This window comes from Acidovorax sp. LjRoot118 (assembly GCF_964253575.1).
Classification (GTDB): Bacteria; Pseudomonadota; Gammaproteobacteria; order Burkholderiales; family Burkholderiaceae_C; genus Acidovorax.
The window spans coordinates 4,385,273-4,411,318 of sequence record NZ_CAXURB020000001.1 but is presented as its reverse complement, the minus strand read 5'-3'; the positions used below and the strand labels follow the sequence as shown (position 1 = coordinate 4,411,318).

At 65.2% G+C, this 26,046-nt stretch carries 19 protein-coding genes; 11 read left to right on the top strand and 8 right to left on the bottom strand.

Annotated elements, in window-relative coordinates; genetic code table 11:
- Positions 1 to 372 precede the first annotated feature (372 nt).
- Positions 373 to 999 (bottom strand): ANTAR domain-containing response regulator, encoded by a 627-nt coding sequence (locus ACSQ9E_RS20825; protein WP_057199679.1) that lies wholly within the window; start codon positions 997 to 999, stop codon positions 373 to 375.
- Positions 1,000 to 1,206: 207 nt separating this feature from the next.
- Between ACSQ9E_RS20825 and ACSQ9E_RS20820 the strand changes: the two genes are divergently transcribed.
- From ACSQ9E_RS20820 to ACSQ9E_RS20810, 3 genes are all read left to right on the top strand, one after another.
- Positions 1,207 to 2,367 carry a branched-chain amino acid ABC transporter substrate-binding protein gene (locus tag ACSQ9E_RS20820; protein ID WP_436219065.1) on the top strand — a complete coding sequence of 387 codons (1,161 nt, stop codon included), beginning with the start codon at positions 1,207 to 1,209 and terminating at the stop codon, positions 2,365 to 2,367.
- Between the two features lie 107 nt (positions 2,368 to 2,474).
- Positions 2,475 to 2,996, top strand: coding sequence for an adenylyl-sulfate kinase (cysC, locus tag ACSQ9E_RS20815; protein WP_436219064.1), 522 nt, complete (start codon positions 2,475 to 2,477; stop codon positions 2,994 to 2,996).
- A gap of 277 nt (positions 2,997 to 3,273) precedes the next feature.
- Positions 3,274 to 4,407: a hypothetical protein gene (locus tag ACSQ9E_RS20810; RefSeq protein ID WP_436219063.1), complete on the top strand. Its 1,134-nt coding sequence runs from the start codon at positions 3,274 to 3,276 to the stop codon at positions 4,405 to 4,407.
- A 5-nt stretch (positions 4,408 to 4,412) separates the two neighbouring features.
- Here ACSQ9E_RS20810 and ACSQ9E_RS20805 read toward each other — a convergent pair whose 3' ends face one another.
- A complete protein-coding gene (locus ACSQ9E_RS20805; protein WP_436219062.1) occupies positions 4,413 to 5,756 on the bottom strand; it encodes a phenylacetate--CoA ligase family protein in 1,344 nt (447 codons plus the stop codon).
- A 78-nt stretch (positions 5,757 to 5,834) separates the two neighbouring features.
- On the opposite strand from ACSQ9E_RS20805, the gene tsaD reads away from it, so the two are divergent.
- From tsaD to ACSQ9E_RS20765, 8 genes are all read left to right on the top strand, one after another.
- A complete protein-coding gene (gene tsaD, locus ACSQ9E_RS20800; protein ID WP_436219061.1) occupies positions 5,835 to 6,887 on the top strand; it encodes a tRNA (adenosine(37)-N6)-threonylcarbamoyltransferase complex transferase subunit TsaD in 1,053 nt (350 codons plus the stop codon).
- A gap of 138 nt (positions 6,888 to 7,025) precedes the next feature.
- Entirely contained in the window at positions 7,026 to 8,609 is a 1,584-nt protein-coding gene (locus ACSQ9E_RS20795) for a bluetail domain-containing putative surface protein (RefSeq protein ID WP_436219060.1), read from the top strand.
- A gap of 286 nt (positions 8,610 to 8,895) precedes the next feature.
- The gene (locus tag ACSQ9E_RS20790) at positions 8,896 to 10,458 is read left to right on the top strand and encodes a bluetail domain-containing putative surface protein (RefSeq protein ID WP_436219059.1); all 1,563 of its coding nucleotides are present in this window, start codon (positions 8,896 to 8,898) and stop codon (positions 10,456 to 10,458) included.
- A gap of 21 nt (positions 10,459 to 10,479) precedes the next feature.
- A complete protein-coding gene (locus tag ACSQ9E_RS20785; RefSeq protein WP_436219058.1) occupies positions 10,480 to 12,057 on the top strand; it encodes a bluetail domain-containing putative surface protein in 1,578 nt (525 codons plus the stop codon).
- A gap of 22 nt (positions 12,058 to 12,079) precedes the next feature.
- A complete protein-coding gene (locus ACSQ9E_RS20780; protein WP_436219057.1) occupies positions 12,080 to 13,648 on the top strand; it encodes a bluetail domain-containing putative surface protein in 1,569 nt (522 codons plus the stop codon).
- Between the two features lie 113 nt (positions 13,649 to 13,761).
- Positions 13,762 to 15,345, top strand: coding sequence for a bluetail domain-containing putative surface protein (locus ACSQ9E_RS20775; protein WP_436219056.1), 1,584 nt, complete (start codon positions 13,762 to 13,764; stop codon positions 15,343 to 15,345).
- 291 nt (positions 15,346 to 15,636) lie between these two features.
- Positions 15,637 to 17,115: a bluetail domain-containing putative surface protein gene (locus ACSQ9E_RS20770; RefSeq protein ID WP_436219055.1), complete on the top strand. Its 1,479-nt coding sequence runs from the start codon at positions 15,637 to 15,639 to the stop codon at positions 17,113 to 17,115.
- Positions 17,116 to 17,313: 198 nt separating this feature from the next.
- Complete coding sequence (locus ACSQ9E_RS20765) at positions 17,314 to 18,978, top strand: bluetail domain-containing putative surface protein (protein ID WP_436219054.1); 1,665 nt, start codon at positions 17,314 to 17,316, stop codon at positions 18,976 to 18,978.
- 916 nt (positions 18,979 to 19,894) lie between these two features.
- On the opposite strand, the gene ACSQ9E_RS20760 is transcribed toward ACSQ9E_RS20765, so the two are convergent.
- Genes ACSQ9E_RS20760 through ACSQ9E_RS20735 form a run of 6 tightly spaced genes read right to left on the bottom strand, consistent with a single transcriptional unit; the run spans position 19,895 to position 25,877 of the window.
- Positions 19,895 to 21,346, bottom strand: coding sequence for an aldehyde dehydrogenase (locus ACSQ9E_RS20760; RefSeq protein ID WP_436219053.1), 1,452 nt, complete (start codon positions 21,344 to 21,346; stop codon positions 19,895 to 19,897).
- Between the two features lie 55 nt (positions 21,347 to 21,401).
- Positions 21,402 to 22,112, bottom strand: a complete 711-nt coding sequence (locus ACSQ9E_RS20755; RefSeq protein WP_436219052.1) for an ABC transporter ATP-binding protein — start codon at positions 22,110 to 22,112, stop codon at positions 21,402 to 21,404.
- The gene (locus ACSQ9E_RS20750) at positions 22,109 to 22,873 is read right to left on the bottom strand and encodes an ABC transporter ATP-binding protein (RefSeq protein WP_436219051.1); all 765 of its coding nucleotides are present in this window, start codon (positions 22,871 to 22,873) and stop codon (positions 22,109 to 22,111) included. The genes ACSQ9E_RS20755 and ACSQ9E_RS20750 overlap by 4 nt, the downstream gene beginning before the upstream one ends.
- On the bottom strand, positions 22,866 to 23,804 hold the full coding sequence (locus ACSQ9E_RS20745) for a branched-chain amino acid ABC transporter permease (protein WP_436219050.1): 939 nt from the start codon (positions 23,802 to 23,804) through the stop codon (positions 22,866 to 22,868). The genes ACSQ9E_RS20750 and ACSQ9E_RS20745 overlap by 8 nt, the downstream gene beginning before the upstream one ends.
- A complete protein-coding gene (locus ACSQ9E_RS20740; protein WP_436133803.1) occupies positions 23,801 to 24,679 on the bottom strand; it encodes a branched-chain amino acid ABC transporter permease in 879 nt (292 codons plus the stop codon). The genes ACSQ9E_RS20745 and ACSQ9E_RS20740 overlap by 4 nt, the downstream gene beginning before the upstream one ends.
- A gap of 4 nt (positions 24,680 to 24,683) precedes the next feature.
- Positions 24,684 to 25,877 (bottom strand): amino acid ABC transporter substrate-binding protein, encoded by a 1,194-nt coding sequence (locus ACSQ9E_RS20735; RefSeq protein WP_436219049.1) that lies wholly within the window; start codon positions 25,875 to 25,877, stop codon positions 24,684 to 24,686.
- Positions 25,878 to 26,046: the final 169 nt, after the last annotated feature.

Here is a 26,046-nt window from a genome sequence, read left to right as displayed (position 1 = left end):
GCGTCCCCCCGGCGCTCGGGCTGCTGCAACTTCACAAAGAAAGTCACGCAGCGCCGAGCGCGGGTGGGACGCCTGTGTCCGGTGGCGAGAGGTACCTGCCCGCCATTGGGTAGGAGCCTCTCATCGAAGACCGTCGTTGGTCTTGATCAGTTCATGCAAGCCCTGTGCCAGCTTTCCTGCGCACCAACCTGCTATTCATTCAATAGCATTCTAGTGAATGCGGTAGAGGGGCTTTGCAAGCTTGCACCACAAGATGGCAGGCCGGTGGCAGTGGTGCAGGCTGCACGCATCTTGTGCGGTGCACCATTCCGGCTCCGAAAATAGGTGGCGTGCTGCGCGGCGGGGCGTCGGCGCAGGATGCGCCGCAGGCGGTCAGCCCAGCAGATCGGCCACGTCGAGCATGCGCTGGGCCACGTCGGCCAGCTTGAGGCCCTTGTCCATGGCCGTCTTGCGCAGCTTTTCATAGGCGGCCTGCTCGCTCAGGCCCTGGCGCTCCATCAGCAGGCCCTTGGCGCGGTCGATGGTCTTGCGGTCCTTGAGCTCGGTCTTGGCGTCGGCCAGTTCGGCGCGTAATGCCTGCTCGTGCTGAAAGCGTGCCATTGCCACATCCAGGATGGGGCGGATGCGCTGGGGCGCCAGGCCCGCCACGATGTAGGCCGAGACGCCGGCGGCCACGGCCGCCTTCACGTGCGAGGTGTCCTCGTCATTGGTGAACATGACGATGGGGCGGCGCTCGTCGCGCGTGGCCATCACCACATGCTCCAGCGCATCGCGCGCCTCGCTCTCGGCGTCCACGATGATGAGGTCCGGCTGCAATTGCGCCAGGCGTTCGCTCAAAAACACGTCGGCCGGCAGCGTGGCCACCAGGTTGAAGTTGTTTTCCAGCAGGCCGATGCGCAGCGCCCGCGAGCGCTCTGCCTGCAGCAGGGCATGCTCGTCGTCGGGGTCGGCGACCGCCAGATCGGGGGCAACCACCACTATGCGCAAGGCCTCATTCATGCCTTCAGCATAGCAAGATTTACGCCACAAATTGGTGCGCTGGGCTGGTGCGCGGAGGGTGTCTACCCTTGCTTGCGCGGCTGCACCCCTTTCAGGGCCTGAAACTTGCTAATAGAGTGTGTATTGGGAGGGCATACCCGATAGCGCCTCTTGGCGGCGTCGCATATACATCCGGTCACATTGACATACAGATATGGAGTTTCCTGCATGAACCAGCCCATCGACCGGCGCCGATTTTCGGCCAGCCTGGCCCTCACCGCCGTGGCCGCCACCGCCTTGTTGGCGGGCTGCGGCAAAGTGCCCGACACCATCAAGATCGGGGTCGCACAGCCCCTGAGCGGGCCCCTGGCCGCCCTGGGGCAGGACTTGCTCAACGGGGTGAACCTGGCCGTGGCCGAGCTCAACAAGGGCGGCTACACCGTGGACGGCAAGCGCGTGACGCTGGAGGTGGTGTCCGTGGACGACAAGGCCGATGCCGCCACCGGCAAGATCGTGGCGCAGCAACTGGTGGACGCTGGCGTGGTGGCAGTCATCGGCCACCTGAATTCGGGCGTGAGCATCGAGACCGCGCCCATCTACGCGGCCAAGGACATCCCGCAGATCGCCATCTCCACCAACCCCAAGTTCACGCAGCTGGGCTTTCCCACCACCTTCCGCATGGTGGCCAACGACACCCTGCAGGCGCGCGCCATCGGCTCGTTCGCCGCCACGCAGCTGGGCGCCAGCCGCTATGCAGCGCTGGACGACGGCACCCCCTACGGCAAGGGCCTGGCCGACGGCGCTGCCGAGCAGCTCAAGGCCGAGAAGAAGGAGGTCGTGGTGCGCAAGTCCTTCGACGACAAGACCACGGCCTTCGACGCCCTTGCTGGCGAACTCAAGGCGGCCAAGGTCGAGGTGATCGTCTCCACCCTGAATGACTTCCAGGCCATTGCCCTGCTGGAGGCGCTCAAGAAGGTCGACCACACCAAGGTGCGCCTCCTGGGCGGCGACACCATCAAGACCACCGACATGGCCAAGGGCGCCGGCATCGTGGAGGGGATCTACGCCACCTCGCCCGTGCTGGAGGCCAAGGAGTTCACCACCGGCAAGCCCTTCCTCGAAAAGTACGTGGCCGAGTTCAAGAAGGCACCGGCCTATGGCGGCCACTACAGCTACGACAGCACCTACGTGCTGTCCGCCGCGATCCAGAAAGCCAAGTCCGCCGCCCCCAAGGACATCACCAAGGCCATGCACAGCATCAACGGCTACGCACCGGTGATCGGCACCATGACCTGGGACGACAAGGGCGAGCAGCGCTACGGCGCCGTGGGCGTGTACGAGCTGCGCGGCGGCGGGTGGGAACTGCGCATGCGCTCGGACCGCTGGTAAGAACGAAGGCCAGGGAGACTCCTGCTCTTTTTTGGGTGCTGGACGGAGCCGTGGCTGGCATAGTAGGAGGTGGATCATTTCCCGACCTACCCAGCCCGGAGCCCTGTTTGAACCCCCTCGTCTACTGGATCACCGGCCTGCCCGCCGCAGGCAAGACCACCCTGGCCACCGCGCTGGCCCAGGCCATCAACCAGGCCGGCGGCCGGGCCTGCGTGCTCGATGGCGACGAGCTGCGCAAGGGCCTGTGCTCCGACCTGGGGCTGTCTGCCGCCGACCGGGCCGAGAACATCCGGCGCGCAGGCGAGGTGGCGCGGCTGATGGCCCACAACGGCATGACCGTGGTGTGCGCCTTTGTTTCCCCCTTCGAGACCGACCGACAGCGGGTGCGCGCCCTGTTTGCTCCCGGTGAGTTCCATGAGATCCACCTGAGCACTTCGGTGGATGAGTGCGCCCGGCGCGACCCCAAGGGCCTGTATGCGCGCGCCAGGGCGGGGCTGATCACCGGCCTGACCGGCCTGGATGGTGCCTATGAGGCGCCGCTCGCCCCCGAGTCGCAATACGACACCCAGACCACCCCGGTGGTGGCCATGGTGCAGCAACTGCTGAACTCGCGCGCGGCGCTGCGCTGACCCACCGGGGGGAGCCGCTTGCCCGGCCCGGGCACTGCCTGCGGTACGAATCTTTACAGGAACTTCGCTGCGCAATGCCCCTCTGAGCCTCGCCACGTGCGTATGGCGGGACAGGGCCGCGTCTTCGTGTGCGGCATGTCCTACAGGGCGTAGTGGTTGAAGGTTATTGTTTATAACTGAATGGGTGCGCGCCCGCTGGGCGCTTTTTGCTGGCTGTCTGGTTTTGTCTGGAGTGGTGTCGATGCGGTTTCTGGTTGTCTTGTGTCTTTCTGCGGTGGTGTCTCTGGCACACGCTGCCAATTTCGTTTCGCTTCACCAGTCGCCGCTGCGCATCGCGCTGCCCCCTGCCGCCGGCACCTACGACTACACCTTCAATACCAAGATCGGCTTCAAGCAGCAGTACGCGCCTGAAGGCGTCACGGGCTGCGCCATCGGTTACTCCACCGGGGGCTGTGCCTTCCCGGGCGGCGGATCGCTGGCGTTGCCCGAGTTCACCGGCTACCAGCTGCAGTACAAGGAATTCAAGATCTACATCCCTGCGGGCAGCCGCTCGTTCATGTTCTCGGGTTATGCGCCGCAGGCCACCGAGTCCGCCTTCGCCCTGCGCTACGGCTCGGCGCCAGTCCGTGAAGCCGCCCTGGGCGCAGCGGAATACCAGACCGTCAAGAGCACCGAACAGATCGACACCACGTTCTCGCGGCTGGTCAACGAGCCTGCCGCTGACCACCTGGTGGTGCACGATGGCGGTGGCACGGTGCGCTTCGTGGGCGGGCAGCTCGATGCCAGCAAGGGCAGCACCAGCCAGGGCAACTGGCTGTATGTGCGCCAACTGAGCGGCACCCCGCTGTACGACATCCAGGGCGCGATCGACGTGGACTTGGCAAAGTACGCGGCTGGTTACGCGGCGATTGTCTGGACCACCTCGGCCTACCCCGACCCGGTGGATGCGCCCAGCCCCGCCACGGGCACCGTCAGCACCACCGACCAGCAGACAACTGCGGCAACCACGACCACTGCATCGGCCTCTGTAGCAACGCTTGCAACGGCGGTGCTGTCCACCGCAGGCCAGCCCCTGCAACTGGGCATCACCCTGGGGCAAACGGCGGCGGATGTGGCGGCCAACCCCAAGATCAGCGCCTGGGTGGCGGCACGCATCCCCGCCAATGGCCAAAGCTTCCTGTCCGACCTGTGGTTCTTCCGCAAGGGCGACGGCACCTGGGCCAGCCAGGTGCCGGCCGATGCGGAGGCCGTTGCCTTCGCAAGCCAGGTGGCGAACGCCACCACGCTCCGGTTTACGCCATCGCTCGACTTCACGAAAGCGGAAATGCGCGCGGTCAATGCCGAGGTCCATTTCGGCTACAAGACCAGCACGGGCGCGTTCGTGAGCAAGGGCAAGATCTGGCCGCAATAAGCCTTTCAACGGGTTGAGGGGGGTGGTTCGAAGGCGCGGTCCACGCGCTCGAACTCCTCGCGCTTGCGCCCCGGCGGCCAGTCGATGCGGGCCAGGTGCTCTACATGCAAGGGCAGGTCGGCCAGGCCATTGGCGGCGAACACCGCACGCACGGCGGCCTGCTCGGCTGCCGTGAGCGCGCGGGGCGCCTCGATCTGCAGCTGCAGCGTGCCGTCCGCGTACTGGCGCATGCGGAAGGCGCGTATGGGCTCGATGTGGCCCAGCTCGTCGCCCAGAAAGGGCATGGGCAGCAGGCCCTTGTCGGTCTGTACCTGGTGCCGGGTGCGACCCCCCATGCGCGCGATCACGGGCAGCACCATGCCGCAGCTGCACGGCGCACCCCACTCGGCGATGTCGCCCAGCTCGTAGCGCAGGATGGGCATGGCAAAGCTGTGCAGGCTGGTCACGAGTACGCGGCCTGGTACGTCCACGGGGCAGGGCTTGCCCTCTCCATCCACGATCTCCATGAGGGTCGTTGCGCCCAGCAGGTGCAGGTGGTCGTGCACCGGGCACTGCAGCGCGATCCAGCCGGTCTCCTCGCACGAATAGCGGTCGATGATCCTCGCGCCAAAGGCCTGCAGGCACAGCGCCCGCTGGCCGGGCGTGACCCGTTCGGATTGCGAGATCACCTGCCGGATGGGCAAGTGCACGCCCCACGCCAGCGCCAGCCGCGCCAGCTCTGCCGCAGCCATCGAGCTGCACTTGAGGTAGTCGGGCCGGTGCGCGAGCAGCCAGTCCAGGTGCGACTCCATGCCATGCTGGGTGATGTTGCGCACCACGCAGGGGCCGCGCAGGCCCAGTGCGGCGTACATGTCGCCCCAGCTGTCGCGCGTGCCGTCGGTGAGGCCGGCGCCCAGCACGGCAATCTTGCGCGCCGCATCGCGCTGGTGCCATTGGGCCTCCATCCAGGAGATGGCGGCATACAGGGGCGAATACATGGCGCTGGCCTTTTCCACACGCACGGGCTCGCCGGTGGAGCCCGAGGTGGTCGATGTGGCGATGCCCGCCTCCTCCAGGCCGGGCCAGCGCGCGCGTGCCTGGGCAAAGTGCGTCTGCAGATCGGCGCGGGTGAGCAGCGGCAGGCGTGCCAGCACTGCGCCGGGTGAGGCCTCAGCGGGCCACCCGGCCGCCTCCAGGCGCTCGCGCCAGAAGGGCGAGTGCTGGTGGGCATGGCGCATCAGCGTGTGCAGCTGGCGCTGCTGCAGGGCCTGGTACTCCGCAGGTGCCACGCGCTCCCAGGCCCGCACCTGCTGGGCCAGGAGCAGCATCTGCGCTGCCTGGGGGGAATGGAAGTGGAGGACGTCGGCCATGGGGGTGAGGCTTGCAATGCGTGGGGTTGTCCGATTGTGGCGCCTTGCCACCATGGCCGGCGCTCTACACTCGGGGCCATGACGTTGTTGATATTGGGCATTGAGTCTTCCTGCGATGAAACCGGCGTGGCCCTGGTGGAAACGCGCGTGGAGGGCCAGGTGCCCGCACTGCTTTCCCACGCGCTGCACAGCCAGATCGAAATGCACCAGGCCTATGGCGGCGTGGTGCCCGAGCTGGCCAGCCGCGACCACATCCGCCGCGTGCTGCCGCTGGCCAGCCAGGTGCTGGCCGAGTCCGGCAAGAGCCTGGCCGACGTGGACGTGGTGGCCTACACCCGTGGCCCGGGCCTGGCCGGTGCGCTGCTGGTGGGTGCGGGTGTGGCATGTGCCCTGGGCGCCGCGCTGGGCAAACCCGTGCTGGGCGTACACCACCTGGAGGGGCATCTGCTCTCGCCCTTTTTGAGCGCCGATCCACCCGAGTTCCCCTTCGTCGCGCTGCTGGTGTCCGGCGGCCACACGCAGCTCATGCGCGTGGATGGCGTGGGCCGCTACGAAATGCTGGGCGAGACCATCGACGACGCCGCTGGCGAAGCATTCGACAAATCGGCCAAGCTCATGGGCCTGGGCTACCCGGGCGGCCCCGCGCTGTCGAAGCTGGCCGAGCAGGGCGACGCCACGGCCTTCAAGCTGCCACGGCCGTTGCTGCACAGTGGCAACCTGGACTTTTCGTTCGCCGGCCTCAAGACCGCCGTGCTCACGCAGGCGAAAAAGCTCGGCGACGAGCTCGAACCGCGCAAGGCCGACCTGGCCGCGAGCACCGAGGCAGCCATCGTCGAGGTGCTGGTGAAGAAGACCCTCGCTGCCTTGAAGCAGACGGGCATGAAGCGCGTGGTCGTGGCCGGCGGCGTGGGTGCCAACCGCCACCTGCGCAACCAGCTCAACGAAGCCTGTGCCAAAAACAAGGTGCGCGTGCACTACCCCGAGCTGCACCTGTGCACCGACAACGGCGCCATGATCGCCATGGCGGCCGCCATGCGCCTGCAGGCCGGCCAGCAGCAGGCCAGCACCGAGTACGCCTTTGACGTGAAGCCGCGCTGGCCGCTGGATTTGATTGCGCCGACGGTAGCCTGAGAGGGCAGTTCCTCGTTCCTCCAGTTTTGGGCGTGTGGGCACGCGCAGGTTTCAAAATGTTTGTTTGTGACGGCTGACACACCGGTTGCTCAGGCCTGCACCTACGCTTCGCGCATCCTTGTTGCCACGGAGTTCGCGATGCCCAAGACCATCTGGCCTTTTTACGAGCCTGTCCTCATGTTGAACCGTGCGTTCAACAACCAAGTTCCGTCGAACGCGTCATTTAATAGCCAACTGGTCGCTGCTGGCACGACCCCTGAAAGCAACGCAGCCTTTGCATTCCAGTTCGGTGCCAGCTTTGCCAACCTGACGGAGGAAGAACTCTCCACCAAGATCTTGGGCAATCTGGGCGTGCTGCCGAATGCAGGCCTGCAAACCGCAGTCAAGAATTATTTGGTTGAAGTGGGTAAGGCCAATGTGGGCATCGTCGCACTGCAGCTGGGGACGATCCTGTCGGGCCTTGAGAATGCCACGGGCGATCAGGCAGCCTACAGTGGGGCTGCCATTGCATGGAACATCGAGCTGGCGGCCTCGTACAACTACTCTGCCAACCCCGCCAACATCTGGCCCTCGCCCATCGGCCCCATCGGCCCAAGCTTGCCAGGTGTGACGGTTTTGCTGACCTCGGGCGATGATGCGATGTCGCCTGCAGCCGCAGAAGCCAAATTCAAGACCACGGCCTTCAGCGACACCATCCTTGCGCGCACCGCGGGCTTTCTTTCGACGGCGGATGTGATCGATGGTGCTGCGGGTATCGACACCCTGAGAGCGACGCTGGATGCCGCAGCGGTGGTGTCTCCCACGCTGACAAGCGTCGAAAACGTCTTCATCAAGGCGGGTGCGGGGGCGCAATTCAGCGCCTCGGGCGCGAACGGCCTGATGGACCTGCGGATTGAGGCCGCTGCAGGCCCCGCCACGTTCTCGGGCGTGAACCTGGCCACCACCGTCGGCATCCAGAACTCTGGCGCAGGGGGCACCCTGACCGTGAAGTTCGCCGGCGCTTCGGGCCCCACCGACTCGGCGAACCTGCTGTTTGCCGACGCCGCGGGCCACGACGAAATCATCGTTGCGGACATCGAAACCCTGAATGTGTACAGCGCTGCGGGTCTGGTGGCGGAGACCACCACGAACCAGGCCCGGATCACCGCTACCCATGCGGAAAAGATCACCCTCTCTGGCAGCCAGGCGCTGACCACCACAGTGGTAGCCGCCAAGCTGTCCGTCATCGACGCGTCGGGGCTCACGGCTGCCCTGGACTTGGCGCTTGCCGGTACTTCAGGGGTCTCCATTTCGCTCAATGCCCTGGCAGCACACACCGTTGCCCTGGGGGATGGTGCCGACAAGGTGCTCATCGCCGGACTGGCAGGCGTTGCGGCACGGGACCTGGACATCCGTACCGCCACCTCGCTGGAAGCATCGGCCATCGAGGTCGTTGGCTTCGTGAGCGGTACGGATGCGATCCAGCTGAGCAGCGCCAACCCGGCGGCCAAGGCCGCACCCGGCAGCAGCGAGCTGGCCAGCATCGCCGCATCCTCCTCGCTGCTGGCCGCTGCAACACTGGCCGCCACCACGGCAGGCGCCAACAAGGCCATTGCCTTCCGGTATGGAGCAGATACCTACATCCTCGTGAACGATGGCGCCACCGCGCTGGGTGAGAACGACAGCCTGGTCAAGTTGACCGGCGTGGCGGCGCTGGCCGACGCATCGTGGGCGGTGGGCTGAAATACTTTGTATTGCGAGTTTTGCGGTCTCGCTGCTGGAGGTAGCTTCGGCCGCCCAGATCTCTCCTCGTGTCAGTTGCAACCTCACTATCCTGCGCCAAGTGTTCAACGGCGCGCCCCATCGTATGCCCCACCGATGGGCGCACGGTGCTAGCAGGCAATTCCGCGCTGTCCTGCGCGCGCAGGCGTACAGCGGGTTTCAAAATGTTTTCTTGTGACGGCTGGCACATGGGTTGGCCGGGTAGCCCAGATACGCTCAATGCACCTTTATTGTTGTGGAGTTGGTGATGCCAAAAGTCGTCGGAACGTATCCTCTGTACGAAGTCGTAGACATGCTGAACCGCGCTTTCTTCGATTCGTCTCCGTCCAACGCGTCGTACAACAACCAGGTAATGGAGCACACCTCGATTGGAACGAAGGCGTTTGCGCTGCAGTTCGGCGCCAGCTTCGCCAGTCTGACAGAGGATGAGCTGTCCACCAAGATCCTGGGCAACCTGGGGGTGCTGCCCAATGCAGGCCTGCAAGCCGCGTTGAAGGACTACCTGGTGTCAGTGGGCAAAGCCAATGTCGGCATCGTGGCAGTGCAACTGGGCGAGATACTGTCGGGCCTTGAGAACGCCACGGGCGACATGGCCGTGTACAAGGCCGCGGCGGTGGCGTGGAATGCCGAGTTGAACGCTTCATTCCTGTATTCAGCCAATCCCGCCAACACCGTTCCTTCACCCGCTGGCCCCCTCGGCGATTTTGGCCTGACCTTGCCGCTGACGGCGGGTGATGACGCCATATCTTCCGCGCAAACCAGCAACTGGGGTGACACGATCCTGGCCCCCGTCAGCGGCATGCTGTCCAGTGCCGACGCCATCGACGGAGGTTTGGGCATCGACACCCTCAAGGCGACTCTGGTGGCAGGTGCGGCGGTGGCGCCCACGCTCAAGAGCGTCGAAAAGGTGCTCATCACCGCAGGTTCGGGGGCCGAGTTCAGCGCGGCCGGCGCGACCGGCCTGGCGGACTTGCGGGTCGATGCAGCGGCAGGTCCCGCCACATTCTCCGGGGTGGGTTTGGCCACCACCGTCGGTATCCAGAACTCCGTCGCAGGGGGCGCCCTGACCGTGAAGTTTGCCGGTGCCGGCGGGCCCGCCGACTCCGCCAACCTGGTGTTCTCGGACGCCGCTGGCGATGACGAAATCATCGTCGCAGGTGTCGAAACCCTGGTCGTGCAGAGCGCGCCGGGCACCGTGGCTGCCACCACGGTCAACCATGCCCGCATCACCGCTGCCCAGGCCGAGAAGATCGTCATTAGCGGCGTTCAGGCCCTGACCACCACAGTGACGGGCAACAAGCTGTCCGTGATCGACGCATCGGCCATCTTCAGTGCGAAACTGGACCTGGCGCTTGCAGGTACGCAGGGTGTTTCCATCGCCCTGAACGCCCAGGCCGCACACAAAGTCACCCTGGGCGCCGGCGCCGATACGGTGTCCATCGCCGGCCTGGCGGGCATGGCGGCCCAGAACATGGACATCAGCACGGCGGCCACGCTGGCCGCTTCGGCCATCGAAGTGGCCGGCTTCGTGAGCGGTACGGATGCGATCCAGCTGAGCAGCGCCAACCCGGCGGCCAAGGCCGCACCCGGCAGCGGTGAGCTGGCCAGCATCGCCGCATCCTCCTCGCTGCTGGCCGCTGCAACCCTGGCCGCCACTACGGCTGGCGCCAACAAGGCCATTGCCTTCCGGTATGGAGCAGATACCTACATCCTCGTGAACGATGGCGCCGCCGCGCTGGGTGAGAACGACAGCCTGGTCAAGCTGACTGGCGTGACTGCCTTGGCCGATGCCTCGTGGACCTCGGCCTGATCGTCTTTTACGGAGTTTTTGATGGCACAGAATTTTCTCGATGAGCCCTACGTCGTCACGACGATCCTGAACCGGGTGTTCAATGACCAATCGCCTTCCTACACGGTGTACAACAACCAGTTGGCCTGGGTTGCTGCGAACGGTGTTCAGGCTTTCGCGTTGTCGTTCGGAGCGGCCCTTGCCGGTATGACAGAAGATGCCCTGTCCACCAAGCTTCTGGGCAACCTGGGCGTGCTGCCCAATGCAGGCCTGCAGACTGCCTTGCGGGACTACCTCGAAGTGGTGGGCAAGGACAATGTCGGCATCGTCGCCCTGCAATTGGGCAAGATCCTCTCTGGGCTGGAACATGCCACGGGCGACCAGGCCGTGTTCAATGCGGCAGCGGTAGCTTGGAACAAGGAACTGGTGGACTCCTACCATTACTCCAGCAATCCTGCCAACACCGGCTATACCGGGGGGGAGCCTGAGATGCCTGTCACGGGCGTCACCATTGTGCTGACGTCCGGCGACGATGCGGTATCGCCGGCAGCGGCTGAGGCCAAATTCAAGAGCACTGCCAACAACGACACCTTCCTTGCGCGCACCGCAGGGCTCCTTTCAACCGCCGATGTGATCGATGGCGCTGCGGGCGTCGACACGATGATCGCGACCCTGGCCGCTGGCAGCACGGTGGCTCCACAGCTGCGCAACATCGAGAAAATATTCATCACCGCAGGATCGGGGGCCGCATTTGATGCCCGCAGTGCCTCCGGCCTGCAGGAACTCCGGATCGATGCTGCCGAGGGCCCGGCCACGTTCTCGGGTGTCCAACTGGACGCCGTCGTAGGCATCCAGAACTCCCTGGCCGGCGGTGCCTTGACAGTGAACTTCACCGGCGCTTCAGGTCCGGCGGATTCCGCCCATATCGTGCTGGCCGATGCCACGGGCCATGACGAGATCATCGTGGCGAATATCGAGTTCCTGACTGTGAGAAGCACTGCCGGCACGGTGGCCGCAACCACGGCCAACCAGGCCAAGATCAGTGCGGCCCAGGCGCAAGGCATCGTCATCCTCGGCGACCAGGCCTTGACCACCACGGTGACCGGCACCCAGGTGGCCGGGGTCGATGCAACCGCACTGACCAAGGCCCTGGGGCTGACGCTCGCCGGCACGAATGGCGTTGTCGTGTCGCTCAACGCCCAGGCCGCGCACAAGATTAACCTGGGTGCCGGTGCCGACACCGTGAAAATCATGGGCCTGGCGGGCGCCGAGGCCAAGGACATCAATCTCAGCACATCGGCCACACTGGCGGCTTCGGCCATCGAAGTGGCCGGCTTTGCCAGCGGCATCGACTCGATCCAGCTGGATGCTGCCAAGGGAACGGCGAAGGCGGTACCCGGCACAACGGACCTCGCCAGCATCGCTGCATCGGCGTCACTGCTGGACGCAACAGCCCTGGCCGCTACCACGGCAGGTGCCAACAAGGCCATCGCCTTTCGCTTTGGTGCAGACACCTACATCCTCGTCAATGACGCCACGGCGGCGCTGGGCGCCAACGACAGCCTAGTCAAGCTGACCGGTGTGATGGCACTGGCAAATGCCTCCTGGACCTCGGCCTGATTGGTCTCTGTCGGAGTTTTTGATGGCACAGAATTTTTTCGATGAGCCCTACGTCGTCATGACGATCCTGAACCGGGCGCTCACTGACAAATCGCCTAACTATGGGTCGTTCAACCACCAAGTGGCGCTTGCCGCTGAGAAGGGGGTGAACACAACTGCCCTGGAGTTTGGCGCCCTCTATGCAGGCGCGACGGACGACCAGTTGTCCACCCTGTTGCTGGGCAACCTGGGGCTGTTGCCCAACCCGGGCCTGCAGGCCTCCTTGGGGGAGTACCTGGTGTCAGTAGGCAAGGCCAACGTGGGCATAGTAGCCCTTCAATTGGGGCAGATCCTCTCGGGGCTGGAACATGCGACCGGCGACCTGGCCGTGTTCAATGCAGCTGCGGTGGCGTGGAACAAGGAACTGGTGGCTTCATACGCCTATTCTCTCGATCCAAACTGGGGAATGTCAGCCCCCGACACCGGCAACGAGCGCACTGGTGTCACCTTGTTTTTGACATCCGGAGACGATTTGCTATCGCCCACGGCACCCGAGGCCAAATTCAAGACCACGGATCTCAACGACACCATCCTGGCGACGACCGCAGGTTGGCTCTCGGTGTCCGATGCGATCGATGGTGGTGCGGGCATGGATACCCTGACGGCAACTCTGGGCGCAGGCACCAGCCTGGCGCCCTTGCTGCGCAATATCGAGAAGGTTGTCATTGCGGCGGGAGCGGGAGCAGAGTTTGGCGTTGCTGGAATCCCCTCGCTGCAGCAAGTTTGGCTCGGACCGTCTTCCGGCGACGCCACTTTCTTCGAGGTGGATCTGGCCACAACCGTGGGTGTTCAAAACAGCTCCACCGGCAGCACTCTGACGGTGAAATTTGCTGGCGCATCTGGACCATCGGACACGGGCAACATCGCCATTGCCAATTCCAGGGGCCAAAGTGAAATCGTCGTTGCCGCCATTGAAACCTTGAGAGTGACGAGCACGGGCGGCAATTCTTTTCAGCCCAACCATGCCAGGATCACTGCCCCTGATGCGGAGAAGATCATCATCGGCGGCGACGGCGCCCTGACCGCGACCGTGACGGGTTCCAATGTGTCCGTGATCGACGCATCGGCCCTCATCCAGGGGCTCGACCTGAAGCTCTCGACAACCAGTGGTGTCGCCGTCGCCATCAACACCCTTGCAGCCCGCAAGATCACTTTGGGCGCAGGGGGCGACACGCTGGCCATCACCGGCTTGGCGAGCCCTGCGGCCAAGGACATCGATCTCGGCACCTCCGCCGCACTGGCCGCGTCGACCATCGAAGTGTCCGAATTCGTGAGCGGCACCGACGTGGTCCGGCTGAGCAGCTACGTGGCGACGTCCAAGGCGGCACCCGGCGCAAAGGAGCTAGCCAGCATTGCTTCAGCGGCTTCGCTGCTGGACGCAACAGCCCTGGCCGCTACCACTGCGGGTGCCAACAAGGCAATCGCCTTCCGCTTTGGCGCCGACACCTACATCCTGGTCAACGACAGTGTGGCCGCATTGGGCGCCAATGACAGCCTCATCAAGTTGACCGGCGTTGCGGCGATGGCCGATGCCTCCTGGACCTCGGCGTGAAGGCGCGCCCAAGGCACCTTGGCCGCGCGGTGCCGCCATGCGCTGGCCTGAATTCTGAACCGCAGGGCTTCACCCCGTACTGCTCACCTGTTTGATTTTTTTGGAAGCTCTTGATGGCACAGACCTTTCTCGATGAACCCTATGTCGTCACGACGATCTTGAACCGGGTCTTCAACGACCAATCGCCTGCCCACGCGGTATACAACAACCAGGTGGCAAGGGCCACGTCGGTGGGCATCAACACTTTTGCCCTCTCTTTTGGCGCCAGCTTTACCAGCCTGACCGAGGACCAGTTGTCTACCAAGCTGCTTGGCAACCTGGGCTTGTTGCCGAATGCCGGCCTGCAGACTGCTTTGCGGGACTACCTGGTGTCCGTGGGCAAGGCCAGCGTGGGCATCGTCGCCATGCAGCTCGGGCAGATCCTGTCGGGGCTGGAGCGCGCCACGGGTGATCAGGCAGCATTCAATGCCGCTGCAATGGCATGGAACAAGGAACTGGTGGATTCCTACAAAGTCTCCAGCAACCCTGCCAATACCGGTCCCGCTGTGGGGACGGGTGAGCCGGACCCCGCCACGTTGAGCGTCACCCTTTCCTTGACCTCCGGTGACGATTCGATATCGCCTGCGGCTACCGAGGCCAAATTCAAGACAACGTCCAACAACGACACCCTGCTCGCAAGCACTGCAGGCTTTCTCTCGACGGCCGATTCCGTCGATGGCGCAGCCGGTACCGACACCCTGCGGGCCACCCTGGCGGCGGGCAGCACGGTGGCCCCCACGCTGAGCAACATCGAGAAGGTCTACATCACCGCAGGGGCGGGCGCTGAATTCAGCGCGGCTGGCACCACGGGCTTGGCCGAGCTGTGGATCAATGGCGCAAGTGCCTCCGCCGCGTTCTCTGGCGTGACCCTTGGGACCACGGTCGGGATCCAGAACTCCGTCGCGGGCGGCGCCTTGACCGTGAACTTCGCGAACGCCAACGGCCCGGTGGATGCGGCCACCTTCGCGCTGGCCGATGCCACGGGCAAGGACGAAGTCATCATGGCGAACATCGAAACCCTGAGCGTGAGAAGCACAGCCGGTACGATTGCGGGCACCACGGTCAACAGCGCCCGAATCACCGCCGCCCAGGCTGAAAAAATTGTCATCTGGGGCGACCAGGCCCTGACCACCACGGTGGCTGGCGCTCGGGTGGGCGTGGTCGATGCCACGGCGCTGACAAAGGCCCTGGGCCTGACGCTCGCTGGCACCAGCGGCGTTGCCGTGGCGGTCAATGCGCAGGCCGCCCACAAGATCACCTTGGGTGACGGCGCTGACACACTGAAAATCACGGGCCTGGCAGGCGATGCGGCCAAGGACATCAACCTCGGCACATCGACCACGCTGGCTGCTTCGGCCATCGAAGTCACCGGCTTTGCCAGCGGCATCGACTCGATCCAGTTGGATGCTGCCAAGGTAACGGCGAAGGCGGTACTCGGCGCCACGGACCTCGCCAGCATCGCAGCATCGGCCTCGCTGCTGGACGCAACGGCCCTGGCCGCCACCACGGCGGGCACCAACAAGGCCATTGCCTTTCGCTACGGTGCGGACACCTACATCCTGGTCAACGACGGCGTGGCTGCACTGAATGCCAATGACAGCCTCATCAAGCTCAGCGGGTTGAGCACATTGGCGGATTCTTCCTGGGGTGTCGCCTGACCAACCCATCAACCATTGCTGCTGCGTTGGCGTCGGCGTAGCGGACCTTTCCTCTGAGCGCGCCTGCGGTAGACCTCGTGATTTTATTGCCCCTCAAGGGGGCTGGAGCTTGAGATGGCCTTGCAACTTTCCAACAACCAGGCGGGTGTCCTGGCGCTGAACCGTGGGCTCAGCGACTGGTCGCCAAACTACGACGCCTACAACAACATGCTTGCTGCTGCGCAAGAGAATGGGCTAGATGGATTTGCATTGCAGTGGGGCAGCGGGTACAGCGGTCGGTCGGAAGATCTGATGTCCACCGTGTTGCTGACCAATCTTGGACTGCTGCCAAATGCTGGCCTGCAGTCCGCGTTGAGGGACTACCTGGTCGTGGTGGGCAAGACCAACGTGGGCATTGTCGCCGTGCAGTTGGGGAGCATCCTTTCGGGGCTGGAAGGCGCCACAGGCGACCAAGCCATCTATGCGGCCGCAGCGGCGCGATGGAACAGCGAACTGGCTGCTTCGCATGCCTATTCCAGCAACCCCGCAAACGGAATGGGACCTATAGGAAATCCCTACTTCAATGTGGGTACAGGGACCACGCTGACAGTGACCAACGGCGTGGATGTCCTGAGCGGCACCTTGTATGACGACGTTTTTCTGGCTCCTGCACCTGGGCTGCTGGGCTCTCCGGACATTCTCAACGGTGGGGGGGATGGCGGACGCGGGGACATGCTCATGGCCACGCTGGGTGGGGGTGAATCCGTGGCGCCCAAGCTGTATGGCATTGAAACGGTCATCATCACCGCAGGAGAATCCGCTAAGTTCAGTTCTGCCAATGCAACTGACATCAAGATGTTGTGGGGGGATGGGGCCACGCGCCCGGCCACGTTTGCAGACGTCAGCCTGAAGACCACCGTGGGCGTGCAGAACTCCCTGTCCGGCGGACCGCTCACCGTGAAGTTCGCGGGCACCTCCGGCACCCTGGACTCCGCCAACATCGTGCTGGCCGATGCGACGGGACTCGACGAGGTGATCGTGCCGGGCATCGAGCTGCTGTCGGTCTACAGCTCTGCCGGCAATGTGGCAACCACCACCACCAACACCGCCAGGATCACGGCCGATGCTGCCGAGGAAATACGGATCTGGGGTGACCAGGCACTGACCACCACCGTGATCGGCTCCCATGTGGAGGTCATCAATGCAACCGGGCTGACAGGGGCCCTGGACCTGGCGTTCACCACCACTGGAAGCACGCCGGTGGGCATCATCGGTGGCACGGCGGGCGACCGGATCAACGTCAACGAGGCTTCCGGTGGCAGAGTGGCCATTGACGCGGGTGCTGGTGACGATACCGTCATCGTCGGAGCCGCCAATGCCCACGAGGTCACCCTGGGCCGTGGAAGCGACACGTTGACGATCGTGGGTTTGGCGGGCGCCACCGCCCGCGATCTGGACACCAGTTCGGACGCTGCGCTGGGCCGGTCGTTCATTCGCGTGACGGATTTCGAAAGCGGGGCCGATGTGATCCGTCTGTTCGGTTCTGACTCGACGGCCAAGGCAGCCCCTGCCTCTGCGCAATTGGCCAGCATTGCGGCGGCGTCCTCGCTGCTGGACGCAACGGCCCTGGCAGCCGCCACGGCAGGTGCCAACAAGGTCATCGCTTTCCGCTACGGTGCCGACACTTACATCCTGGTGAACGATGGCGTCGCTGCGCTGGGTGCCAATGACAGCCTGGTCAAGCTCACAGGCGTGGCCGCGTTGGCCGATGCTTCATGGACCTTGGCCTGATCGGGTGCCAAAGGGCTTCGGCTGCGCAATGCGATCCTTTGTGTCTGGGTTGCCGCCTTTTCTAGCAGTTCCAGCCTTGACCCGTGTGAGCTGAGGCAGCTTTGGTTTCAAAAAGTTTCTTTGTGACCGCCGCCACACCTTGCTGGCGGGGCGCACCTTAGGCTCACAGAGTTCACTAAAACATCAAGGGAGGAATGGATGCCTGTCCAAGTTTCCGGCACGTATGCCGACGTCACCATGCTGAACAGGGTGTTCAACGACCAGTCTCCCGTGAACGCTGTCTATGTCAACCAGGTGGCGGCGGTCGAGCCCATCGGCATCACGGCCTTTGCCCAGCGGTTCGGCGCCGGCTTTACTGCGCTGACCGAGGATGCGCTGTCCACCAAGCTGTTGATGAACCTGGGCGTGCTTCCCAATGCGGGCTTGCAGACCGCCTTACGGGACTATCTTGTGTCTGTCGGCAAGGCCAATGTGGGCATTGTTGCCCTGCAACTGGGGCAGATCCTTTCGGGGCTTGAAAACGCCACCGGTGATCTGTCCGTCTATGCAGCAGCGGCGGTGCAGTGGAACAGTGAAGTCACTGCATCCCATGCCTATTCCATCAACCCGAACAACACGGGAATACCAATCACTGATGGATGGGGCCCCGGCGTTGGCGTCACTCTGTTACTGACAGCCGGTGACGACGCCGTATCGCCTTCGGCTGCACAGGCCAAGTTCAAGACAACTGCCTACCAGGACACCATTTTAGCTACCACTGCCGGTCTGCTGTCCACCGCTGACGCCATTGATGGCGCTGGAGGGGTGGATACGCTCAGGGCCACGCTGGCCGCGAATGCGACGGTTGCACCCACACTGCAGAGTGTCGAAAAGGTGTTCATTCAGGCCGGGGCTCACTCGACGTTCATGGCGTCCAGTGCGACTGGCCTCACGGAGCTGTGGCGAGAGTCCGCGGCAGGTCCGGCCGAGTTTCGTGGAGTGGATCTTGCTACCACTGTCGGTATCCGCGATTCCGGCAGTGGTGGCGCACTGACGATGGTTTTTGCGGGAACCAGCGGTGGCGCAGACGCTGCGAATCTGGTGCTATTCAGGGCTGCTGGCGATGATGAGGTGGTCGTGGACTCGGTTGAGCACCTGAACGTCAGGAGCCAGAGGTTCAGTTCGATGGCCGGAGTCGCCAATACCGCCAGGATCACCGCCAACGCGGCCGAAAAGATCGTGCTCACCGGCGAACAGGCCTTGAAGACTACAGTGGTGGGCGCCCAGGTCTCGGTGATCGATGCCTCTGCGCTGACCGGCGCGCTGTCGCTGGCGTTTGCCACCCACAGGCCGGTGACCATCACCGGCGGCGGAGGGGCAGATACCTTCGTCATCAACGACGCTTCTGGTGCCCAGGTGATCGTTGCGGCGGGCGAGGGTAATGACACGATCACCATGGGTGCCGGCAACGCCCACAGGATCACCCTGGGCGGCGGCGCCGATACGCTGAACCTCACCGGCTTCGCGGGTGCCGCCGCCAAGGATCTGGACACCAGTTTCTCCGCCGGGCTTGGCGGGTCTGCCATCGTAGTGACCGACTTCGTGAGCGGGACCGACAGGCTGGTGTTGGCGGCCGCAGCGGCGACCGCCAAGGCTGTGCCCACCGGCCTGCAACTGGCTGGCATTTTCGATGCATCGTCCCTGCTGGACGCCGCCTCGTTGGCTGCCACCACCGCTGGTGCTAACAAGGCCATTGCATTCCGTTATGGTTCCGATACCTACATTCTGGTGAATGACAACGTGTCTGCACTGGGTGCGAACGACAGCCTGGTCAAGCTCAGCGGTGTGTCCACGCTGGGGGATGCGTCCTGGGCTGTGGCGTAGTTGGTCTGCTGGGCTCACCACATAGCGCTGGGTGCTGTTCCTGTGGGTTGTAGTTGCTTCTGTTCGTTGTTGGAGGGCGGAGGCCGGGGTGTGCGCCCGGCGGCGCAGTAACTTTCTCTTGCGTCGTCAAGAGAAAGTCACCAAAGAGAAGACGACCCCCAGTCTGCGTCCCCCGTTCGCCCTGTCGGGCGAGTGGGGGCAACCTGCGATGCTCGGACCTGGGGTGGTGCCGCAGAACTCGCTGCGTTCTGCGAACTCCGCTCAAACAGCTGCGGCAAGCCAGATCACGAAGTGCGTGTGTCCTTCGGCACACGCACCCACCCCAGGCCCTGCGCTTCTCGGCGCAGCCAGCAGGGGTGGGGAGCGGGTACCGCACGGCTGCTGCTGCGCAGCTGCGCCGGGTGTCGGTTGCGCGCTGCGCGCTGCCGACGGGCGGCGCAGCCGCCCTGGCGAGCCGAGCGCAGCGAAGGACCGCAGGCCGAGCGAAGCAATGGCCCGAGTGGAGCCCGCTCCCACCCCCTTCTGACCGTGCCGAGAAGCGCAGGGCCTGGGGTGAGCGCGTGCCGAAGGACACGCGCATCGTCATCTGGCTCGCCGAAGCTGTTTGACCGGAGCTGCCTCGCAGAGGCAGCGCAGGGAGTTCTTCGGCGTCACCCCAGGACCGAGCATCGCAGGCTGCCCCACTCGCCCACCGGGCGAGTGGGGACACGGGCAGCGGGGTCGTCTTTTCTTGGCCTACCTTCTTTTGACGAAGCAAAAGAAGGTAGGTGCGCCGCCGGGCGCACACCCCGGCCTCCGCCTTTCACGCAGACACGCAGTAACCACAACCACAGGCAACGAGCCCCAGCACGGGGGGCGGGCCGAGACCCGGCCTCCGCCCTCCACACAGTCACCGCAGCAACCATGCAAAGAAGGCTCAGAACGGATAGTGCCGCGCAGTAGTTTGCACCGTAATCCAGCGCAGCTCCGTGAACTCCCGCACCCCCGCCATCCCTCCAAACCGCCCCCACCCCGAATTCTTCACCCCGCCAAACGGCATCTGCCCTTCGTCGTGCACGGTAGGCCCGTTGACATGGCAGATCCCCGATTCGATGCGCGCAGCCACGTTCCAGGCACGAGCGATGTCGCGGCCGAAGACGGCGGCTGACAGGCCGAACTCGTTGTCGTTGGCGCAGGCAATCGCTTCCTCTACGCCGTTCACGCGCACGATGGGCTTGAGCGGGCCGAAGGACTCCTCGCGGTAGATGTCCATCTCGGGCGTCACATGGTCGATGATGGTGGCGGCCATCAGCGTGTTCTCGCTCTTGCCGCCGCACACCAGCTTGGCGCCCTTGGCAAGGGCGTCGTCGATCAGGGCGTTGCAGCGCTGCACGGTGGCCATGTCCACTACCGAGCCGAGCACCACCGGGCCCTTGCGCGGGTCGCCCAGCGGCAGGGCCTGGGCGCGCGCCGCGAAGCGGGCCACGAAGTCGTTGGCGATGGAGGCGTCCACCACGATGCGTTCGGTGGACATGCAGATCTGGCCGGAGTTGGCGAACGAGCCGAACACGGCGGCGTCCACCGCAGCGTCCACGTCCGCATCGTCCAGCACCACCAGAGGGGCCTTGCCGCCGAGCTCCAGCACCGTGGGCTTGAGGTACTTGGCGCAGGTCTGCGCGACGATGCGGCCGACCTTGGTGGAGCCGGTGAAGTTCACGCGGCGCACGGCCGGGTGGGCCACGATGGCCTCGACGACCGCACCCGCGTCGGCCGGTGCATTGGTCACGAAGTTCACCACGCCCGGGGGCAGGCCGGCCTCTTGCAGCGCTTCGATGATCAGGCCGTGCGTGGCGGGGCTCAGCTCCGAGCCCTTCAAGATCACCGTGTTGCCGCAGGCCAGCGGCGTGGCGATGGCGCGCACGCCGAGGATGATGGGTGCATTCCACGGCGCGATGCCCAGCACCACGCCTGCGGCCTGGCGCACGCCCATGGCCAGGCTGCCGGGCACGTCCGACGGGATCACCTCGCCCGCGATCTGCGTGGTCAGGGCCGCCGCCTCCTGCAGCAGGCCGGCGGCCAGGTGCACGTTGAAGCCGGCCCACAGGCCCGAGGCACCGGTCTCGGTGGCCATGGCGGCGGCAAAGGCATCGCCCTTGGCTTCGAGCGCATGCGCGGCCTTGAGCAGCAGCGCACGGCGCGCATTGGGGCCCAGGGCCGACCAGGCGGGGAAGGCCTTGGCGGCGGCGTCGGCGGCGGCCTTGGCATCGGCCACGGTGGCGGCGGGCGCGGTGGTGGCCACGGAGCCGTCGAGTGGGTTGCGGCGCTCGAAGGTGGCGCCGCCGGCGGCCTGCACGCGCTCGCCGTTGATCAGCATGGAAATGGCAGTCATGGATATCTCCTGAACGACAAGAAAAGAAAGTCGGATAAGAAAGAGTGGAAAAGATTCAGGCCACGCCGAGATAGGCTTGGCGCACCGCGTCCGATTGCAACAAGGTGGATGCCTCGCCGGATGCCACGATGCGCCCGCGCTCCAGCACATAGCCGCGCTGCGCCACCTGCAGCGCCTTGCGCACGTTCTGCTCCACCATGAGCACGGTGACGCCCTGCGCCGCGATGCGCTGCACGATGGCCAGCAGTTCGTCGACCATGCGCGGTGCCAGGCCTAGCGAGGGCTCGTCCAGCATCAAGAGGCGCGGGCCGCTCATCATGGCGCGGGCCACGGCCACCATCTGCTGTTCGCCGCCGCTCATGGTGCCGGCCAGTTGCTGCGCGCGCTCCTTGAGGCGTGGAAAGTCCTCGAAGGCCTGGGCCAGGCGCACGGCGCGCATGCGCGAAGGCACCAGCCAGCCGCCGAGTTCCAGGTTCTCGGTCACCGTCATCTGCGGGAACAGCTGGCGGCCCTCGGCCACCAGGGCCAGGCCGCGCTGCACGCAGGCCGTGGCATTCATCGCGGGCACCGGCTGGCCGTCGAGCAGCACCGTGCCCTGGCGTGGCAGCAGGCCGGCCAGCGCCTTGAGCAGCGTGGTCTTGCCCGCGCCGTTGGGGCCGACGATCACCGTGATGCCGGGCTGGGCCTCCAGCGACAGGTCCTGCAGCACCTGAAAGCCGTTGTATCCCGTGGTCAGGCCCTGTACCGTGAGGTATGCGCCGCTCATGCCGTGGCTCCTTCAGGCGTTGCCGGTGTGGCCATTTCATCGCCCAGATAGGCTTCGATCACCTCCGGGTTGCGCACCACCTCGGCGGGGGTGCCGTCAGCGATCTTGCGGCCCTGGTGCAGCACCAGCACACGCTCCACGTACTTGAGCAGCGTGGTCACCGCATGCTCGATCCACACCACCGTCAGGCCCCAGTCGTCGCGCAGGCGGCGGATGCGCTGGGCCATGGCGTCCACCTCGGCCTCGGTCAGGCCGGCGGCCACCTCGTCGAGCAGCAGCAGGCGCGGGCGCGTGCCCAGTGCCATGCCGATCTCCAGCAGGCGCTGCTGCGAAGGCGTCACGTCGGCGGCGGGCCTGTCGGCCAGGGCCGACAGGCCCAGCATGGCCAGGATCTCGTCCTCATTGCGCAAGCCCACGAGGCCCTGGCGGTGGCGGCCCGCGAACTGCATGCCGAAGCGCACGTTGTCGCGCACCGTCATGTCGGCAAACACGCGTGGCGTCTGGAAGGTGCGTGCGATGCCATGCGCCGCATAGTGGTGCGGCCCCTTGCCCGTGAGGTCGTCGCCCCCGCAGTGCAATGTGCCCGATGTCGGTGGCTGCACCCCCGAGATGGCGTTGAAAAAGGTGGTCTTGCCCGCGCCGTTGGGGCCGATGATGCCGATGAGCTCGCCCGCATGCAGCGTGGCGCTCACGCCGTCCACGGCGGTCAGGCCGCCAAAGCGCACGGTCACGCTGTCGATGGTCAACAGTGCCTCAGACATGGCCGGCCTCCGCTGCAGGCGTGGCCGCCCGCTTGCGCTGCCACAGCGTGGCCAGGCCGTTGGGCAGGTACATCACGCACAGGATGAGCAGCAGGCCCAGCACCATCATGTAGCCATAGGGCAGCTGCAGGCGCAGCGTCTCGGCCAGCAGGCTGAAGACGATGGCCGCGAGCACCGGGCCGCCGATACTGGCCGCGCCGCCGATCAGCGCGATCAGCACCGTCTGGAAGCCGATGAAGGGGCTGAACACGGCGGCTGGCTCGATGTAGGTCCAGCGCACCGCCATGGCCGCGCCCACGGCGCCCGCAAAGGCCGCAGTGATGCCGAAGCCCGCGATCTTGGCCAGCCGCGTGTCCACGCCCAGGGTCTGTGCGCGCTGCTCGTCCGCGCCAATGCCCGAGAGCGCCAGGCCAAAGCGGCTGCGCTTTACCGCAATCGACGTGGCAATCGCCGCCGCCGCGATCAGCAGCACCGTGAGGTACACCGTCTCGTTGCTGGGCACCACGGTGAGCACGCGGCCCACCGTGCCCGAGACCTGCTTTTCGACAAAGGTCACGGCGTGGCGGATCAGCTCCGTCATGCCGAAGGTGAGCACCGCGAAATAGGTGCCCCTGAGGTGCAGCACGGCCGCACCCATCACGATGGCCACCACCGCCGCGATGAGCGCACCGGCCAGTATCACCAGCGGCCAGGGCAGCACATTCAGCAGCGTGGCGCTGGCATAGGCCCCGATGCCGAAGAAGGCCGACGTCGCCAGCGACAGGTAGCGTGTGGCGCCGCAGAACAGCGACCAGCTGGTGGCCAGCGCGATGTACATCAGGCAGCTGAGCAGCACCGAGGCCATGAACTCGGACACCAGCCAGGGCAGGGTGCCGACCACGGCCGTGCCCGCGGCGAGCGCGAGCCAGGGCTTGTTGGAATGGAACGTCATTTTTTGCTAAAGAGCCCGTTAGGCCGCCAGATGAGGACACCGATGAACACCGCATAGCTCAGCAGCATCTTGAGAGACGGGCTGCTGAAATGCATGCCCAGGGCTTCGACCACACCGAGCAGCAGGCCTCCGGCCAGGCTGCCTGCCAGGCTGCCGAAGCCGCCCAGCGTGATTACGATCAGCGCCGTCACGGTGTAGGGCTCGCCCATCGATGGCGAGATCTCGTAGGTCATCGACAGCAGCGCTCCTGCCACGCCCGACAGGCCCAGGCCGATGCCGAACATCATCGGGTGCAGTCGCCGGGTGTTGATGCCCACCAGCTGCGCCCCCGTGGGCGACTGCATCAGCGCCCGCACGGCCTTGCCCAGCAAGGTGAGCTTGAGCAGCGCGATCAGCGCGGCCGACAGCGCCAGCGCCACGCCGAACAGCACCAGCTTGTTCTCGGTGAAGCGCATGCCCGCGATCTGCACCGGGTCGGCCAGGTATTCATAGCCGCGCAGGTCGCCGCCCCAGATGAGGAGGGCGGTGTTCTGTACCAGGAACATCAGGCCAAAGCCCACCATCAGGCTGCGTGCCTCGAACACGTCCACGTTCGGCGCGCGCGCCGCCAGGCGCTTGAAGCACAGCGCATGCACCGCCACGCCCAGCACGAACAGCGCGATGAAGGCCAGCGGCATCAGCGCCAGCGGCGACCAGCCCCAGGCGGTGTGCGCCCACCATGTCAGAAAGGCGCCGAGCATCAGGAACTCGCCATGCGAGATGTTCATGATGCGCATCAGCCCGTACTGCAGATTCAGGCCCATGGCCACCAGCGCATAGATGCCGCCGGTAATCAGGCCACTGGCGACCAGTTCGGCCCAGGAAGTCAGAGACACTTTGTTATTTCCAAACAGGTTTCGCGGTATTGAGCTGCGCCGTGGCGCGGTCCTTGGGCCACACCACCTCGAAGTCGCTGCCCTGCCACTGGCTCACCGTGCCGGGGATGGAGGCGTTCTCGCTGCCCGCAAAGCGGATGCCGCCCAGAATGGTCTTGAACTCGTTCTTGGCGATGTGCTCGCGCAGCGCCTTGCGGTCCAGGCCCGCCTTTTCCACGGCCTGCTGCAGGATCTGCAGGCCCGCCCAGGCATGGCCGCTAGCCCAGCGGTCGGGCTCCTTGTTGAACTTCTTCACATGCGCGTCGAAATAGGCCTTGGCCTCGGGGCTGGTCTTCACGCTCCACGAGCCCATGCCGATCACGCCCTCGGTGTTGGCCTGCATCACGTTCTTGTACAACTGGAAGGCCGTGCCCACCGAGGCGTAGAAGAACTTGGGATTCAGCCCCACCTCGCGCGCCTGGCGGCTGGCCAGGATGGTGTCTGGCGGGTAGGTGATGCCGATGAAGGCGTCGGGGTTCAGGTCCTTGATGCCGCGCAGCACGGGTGCCAGGTCTTTCACGCCCAGGGGGTAGCTCTTGCGCTCCACCACCTGGATGCTGGTCTTCTTGAGCGCGCTGTTCAGCGCGGCGAAGTTTTCCAGGCCGAACAGGTCGTCCATGTAGACGATGGCCACCGATTTCACGCCGTTGGCCACCAGCATGTCCACCAGCGCACCCATCATCTTGTCGGGCTGCTGCAGCAGCGAGAAGAAGTAGGGCAGGTTCATGTCGATCAGCTTGCGCGACAGCGCCGTGGGCGCCAGCAGCGGGTAGCCGAAGCGGTTGGCCAGCGGCGCGATGGCGAAGTTGGCGCCCGAGCCCCAGGGTGGCAGGATCAGGTCCACCTTGTCGCTGCCCATGAGCTTTTCGAAGGTGCGCACGCAGGTTTCGGTCTCGCTGCGGTCGTCGTAGCCGATGAGCTCGATGGGGCGCTTGGCGCCATTGATGCTCAGGCCGCCTGCGGCGTTCACCTGCTCGGCCCACAGCAGGTAGTTGGGCTCCTGGCTGACCTGTGCGCCTGCCGCCCAGGGGCCTGTGCGGGCGATGGCGTAGCCCACGCGCACGGGGCCGGACTGGGCCAGCAGGTGCGGGGCGACCGACATGGCGCCCACCGTGGCGGCCACGCCCTTGATCCATTGGCGTTTGGATTGTTGAACCATTTTGTGTCTCCTGGAATGGGCGGCGCGCGTGGTGCGGGCCGTTGACCGATCCTAGGCAGGAGGGCTCTGGGGCGCTGCGCTGAGCGTGCACAAAACGCTGGTCCCAGCGTGCACGGCGCAGCGGGTTTACCCGGATTTCCGTGCTGCGCCGGGGAATAGGCCTGCGCCG

Coding starts and splice junctions, on each gene's coding strand:
- ACSQ9E_RS20750 (WP_436219051.1), bottom strand. CDS start 22,873: ATGTCTGAGGCACTGTTGACCATCGACAGCGTGACCGTGCGCTTTGGC.
- ACSQ9E_RS20785 (WP_436219058.1), top strand. CDS start 10,480: ATGGCACAGAATTTTCTCGATGAGCCCTACGTCGTCACGACGATCCTG.
- ACSQ9E_RS20820 (WP_436219065.1), top strand. CDS start 1,207: ATGAACCAGCCCATCGACCGGCGCCGATTTTCGGCCAGCCTGGCCCTC.
- ACSQ9E_RS20780 (WP_436219057.1), top strand. CDS start 12,080: ATGGCACAGAATTTTTTCGATGAGCCCTACGTCGTCATGACGATCCTG.
- ACSQ9E_RS20760 (WP_436219053.1), bottom strand. CDS start 21,346: ATGACTGCCATTTCCATGCTGATCAACGGCGAGCGCGTGCAGGCCGCC.
- ACSQ9E_RS20745 (WP_436219050.1), bottom strand. CDS start 23,804: ATGACGTTCCATTCCAACAAGCCCTGGCTCGCGCTCGCCGCGGGCACG.
- ACSQ9E_RS20825 (WP_057199679.1), bottom strand. CDS start 999: ATGAATGAGGCCTTGCGCATAGTGGTGGTTGCCCCCGATCTGGCGGTC.
- ACSQ9E_RS20805 (WP_436219062.1), bottom strand. CDS start 5,756: ATGGCCGACGTCCTCCACTTCCATTCCCCCCAGGCAGCGCAGATGCTG.
- ACSQ9E_RS20775 (WP_436219056.1), top strand. CDS start 13,762: ATGGCACAGACCTTTCTCGATGAACCCTATGTCGTCACGACGATCTTG.
- ACSQ9E_RS20765 (WP_436219054.1), top strand. CDS start 17,314: ATGCCTGTCCAAGTTTCCGGCACGTATGCCGACGTCACCATGCTGAAC.
- ACSQ9E_RS20795 (WP_436219060.1), top strand. CDS start 7,026: ATGCCCAAGACCATCTGGCCTTTTTACGAGCCTGTCCTCATGTTGAAC.
- ACSQ9E_RS20790 (WP_436219059.1), top strand. CDS start 8,896: ATGCCAAAAGTCGTCGGAACGTATCCTCTGTACGAAGTCGTAGACATG.
- ACSQ9E_RS20755 (WP_436219052.1), bottom strand. CDS start 22,112: ATGAGCGGCGCATACCTCACGGTACAGGGCCTGACCACGGGATACAAC.
- tsaD (WP_436219061.1), top strand. CDS start 5,835: ATGACGTTGTTGATATTGGGCATTGAGTCTTCCTGCGATGAAACCGGC.
- ACSQ9E_RS20770 (WP_436219055.1), top strand. CDS start 15,637: ATGTCCACCGTGTTGCTGACCAATCTTGGACTGCTGCCAAATGCTGGC.
- ACSQ9E_RS20735 (WP_436219049.1), bottom strand. CDS start 25,877: ATGGTTCAACAATCCAAACGCCAATGGATCAAGGGCGTGGCCGCCACG.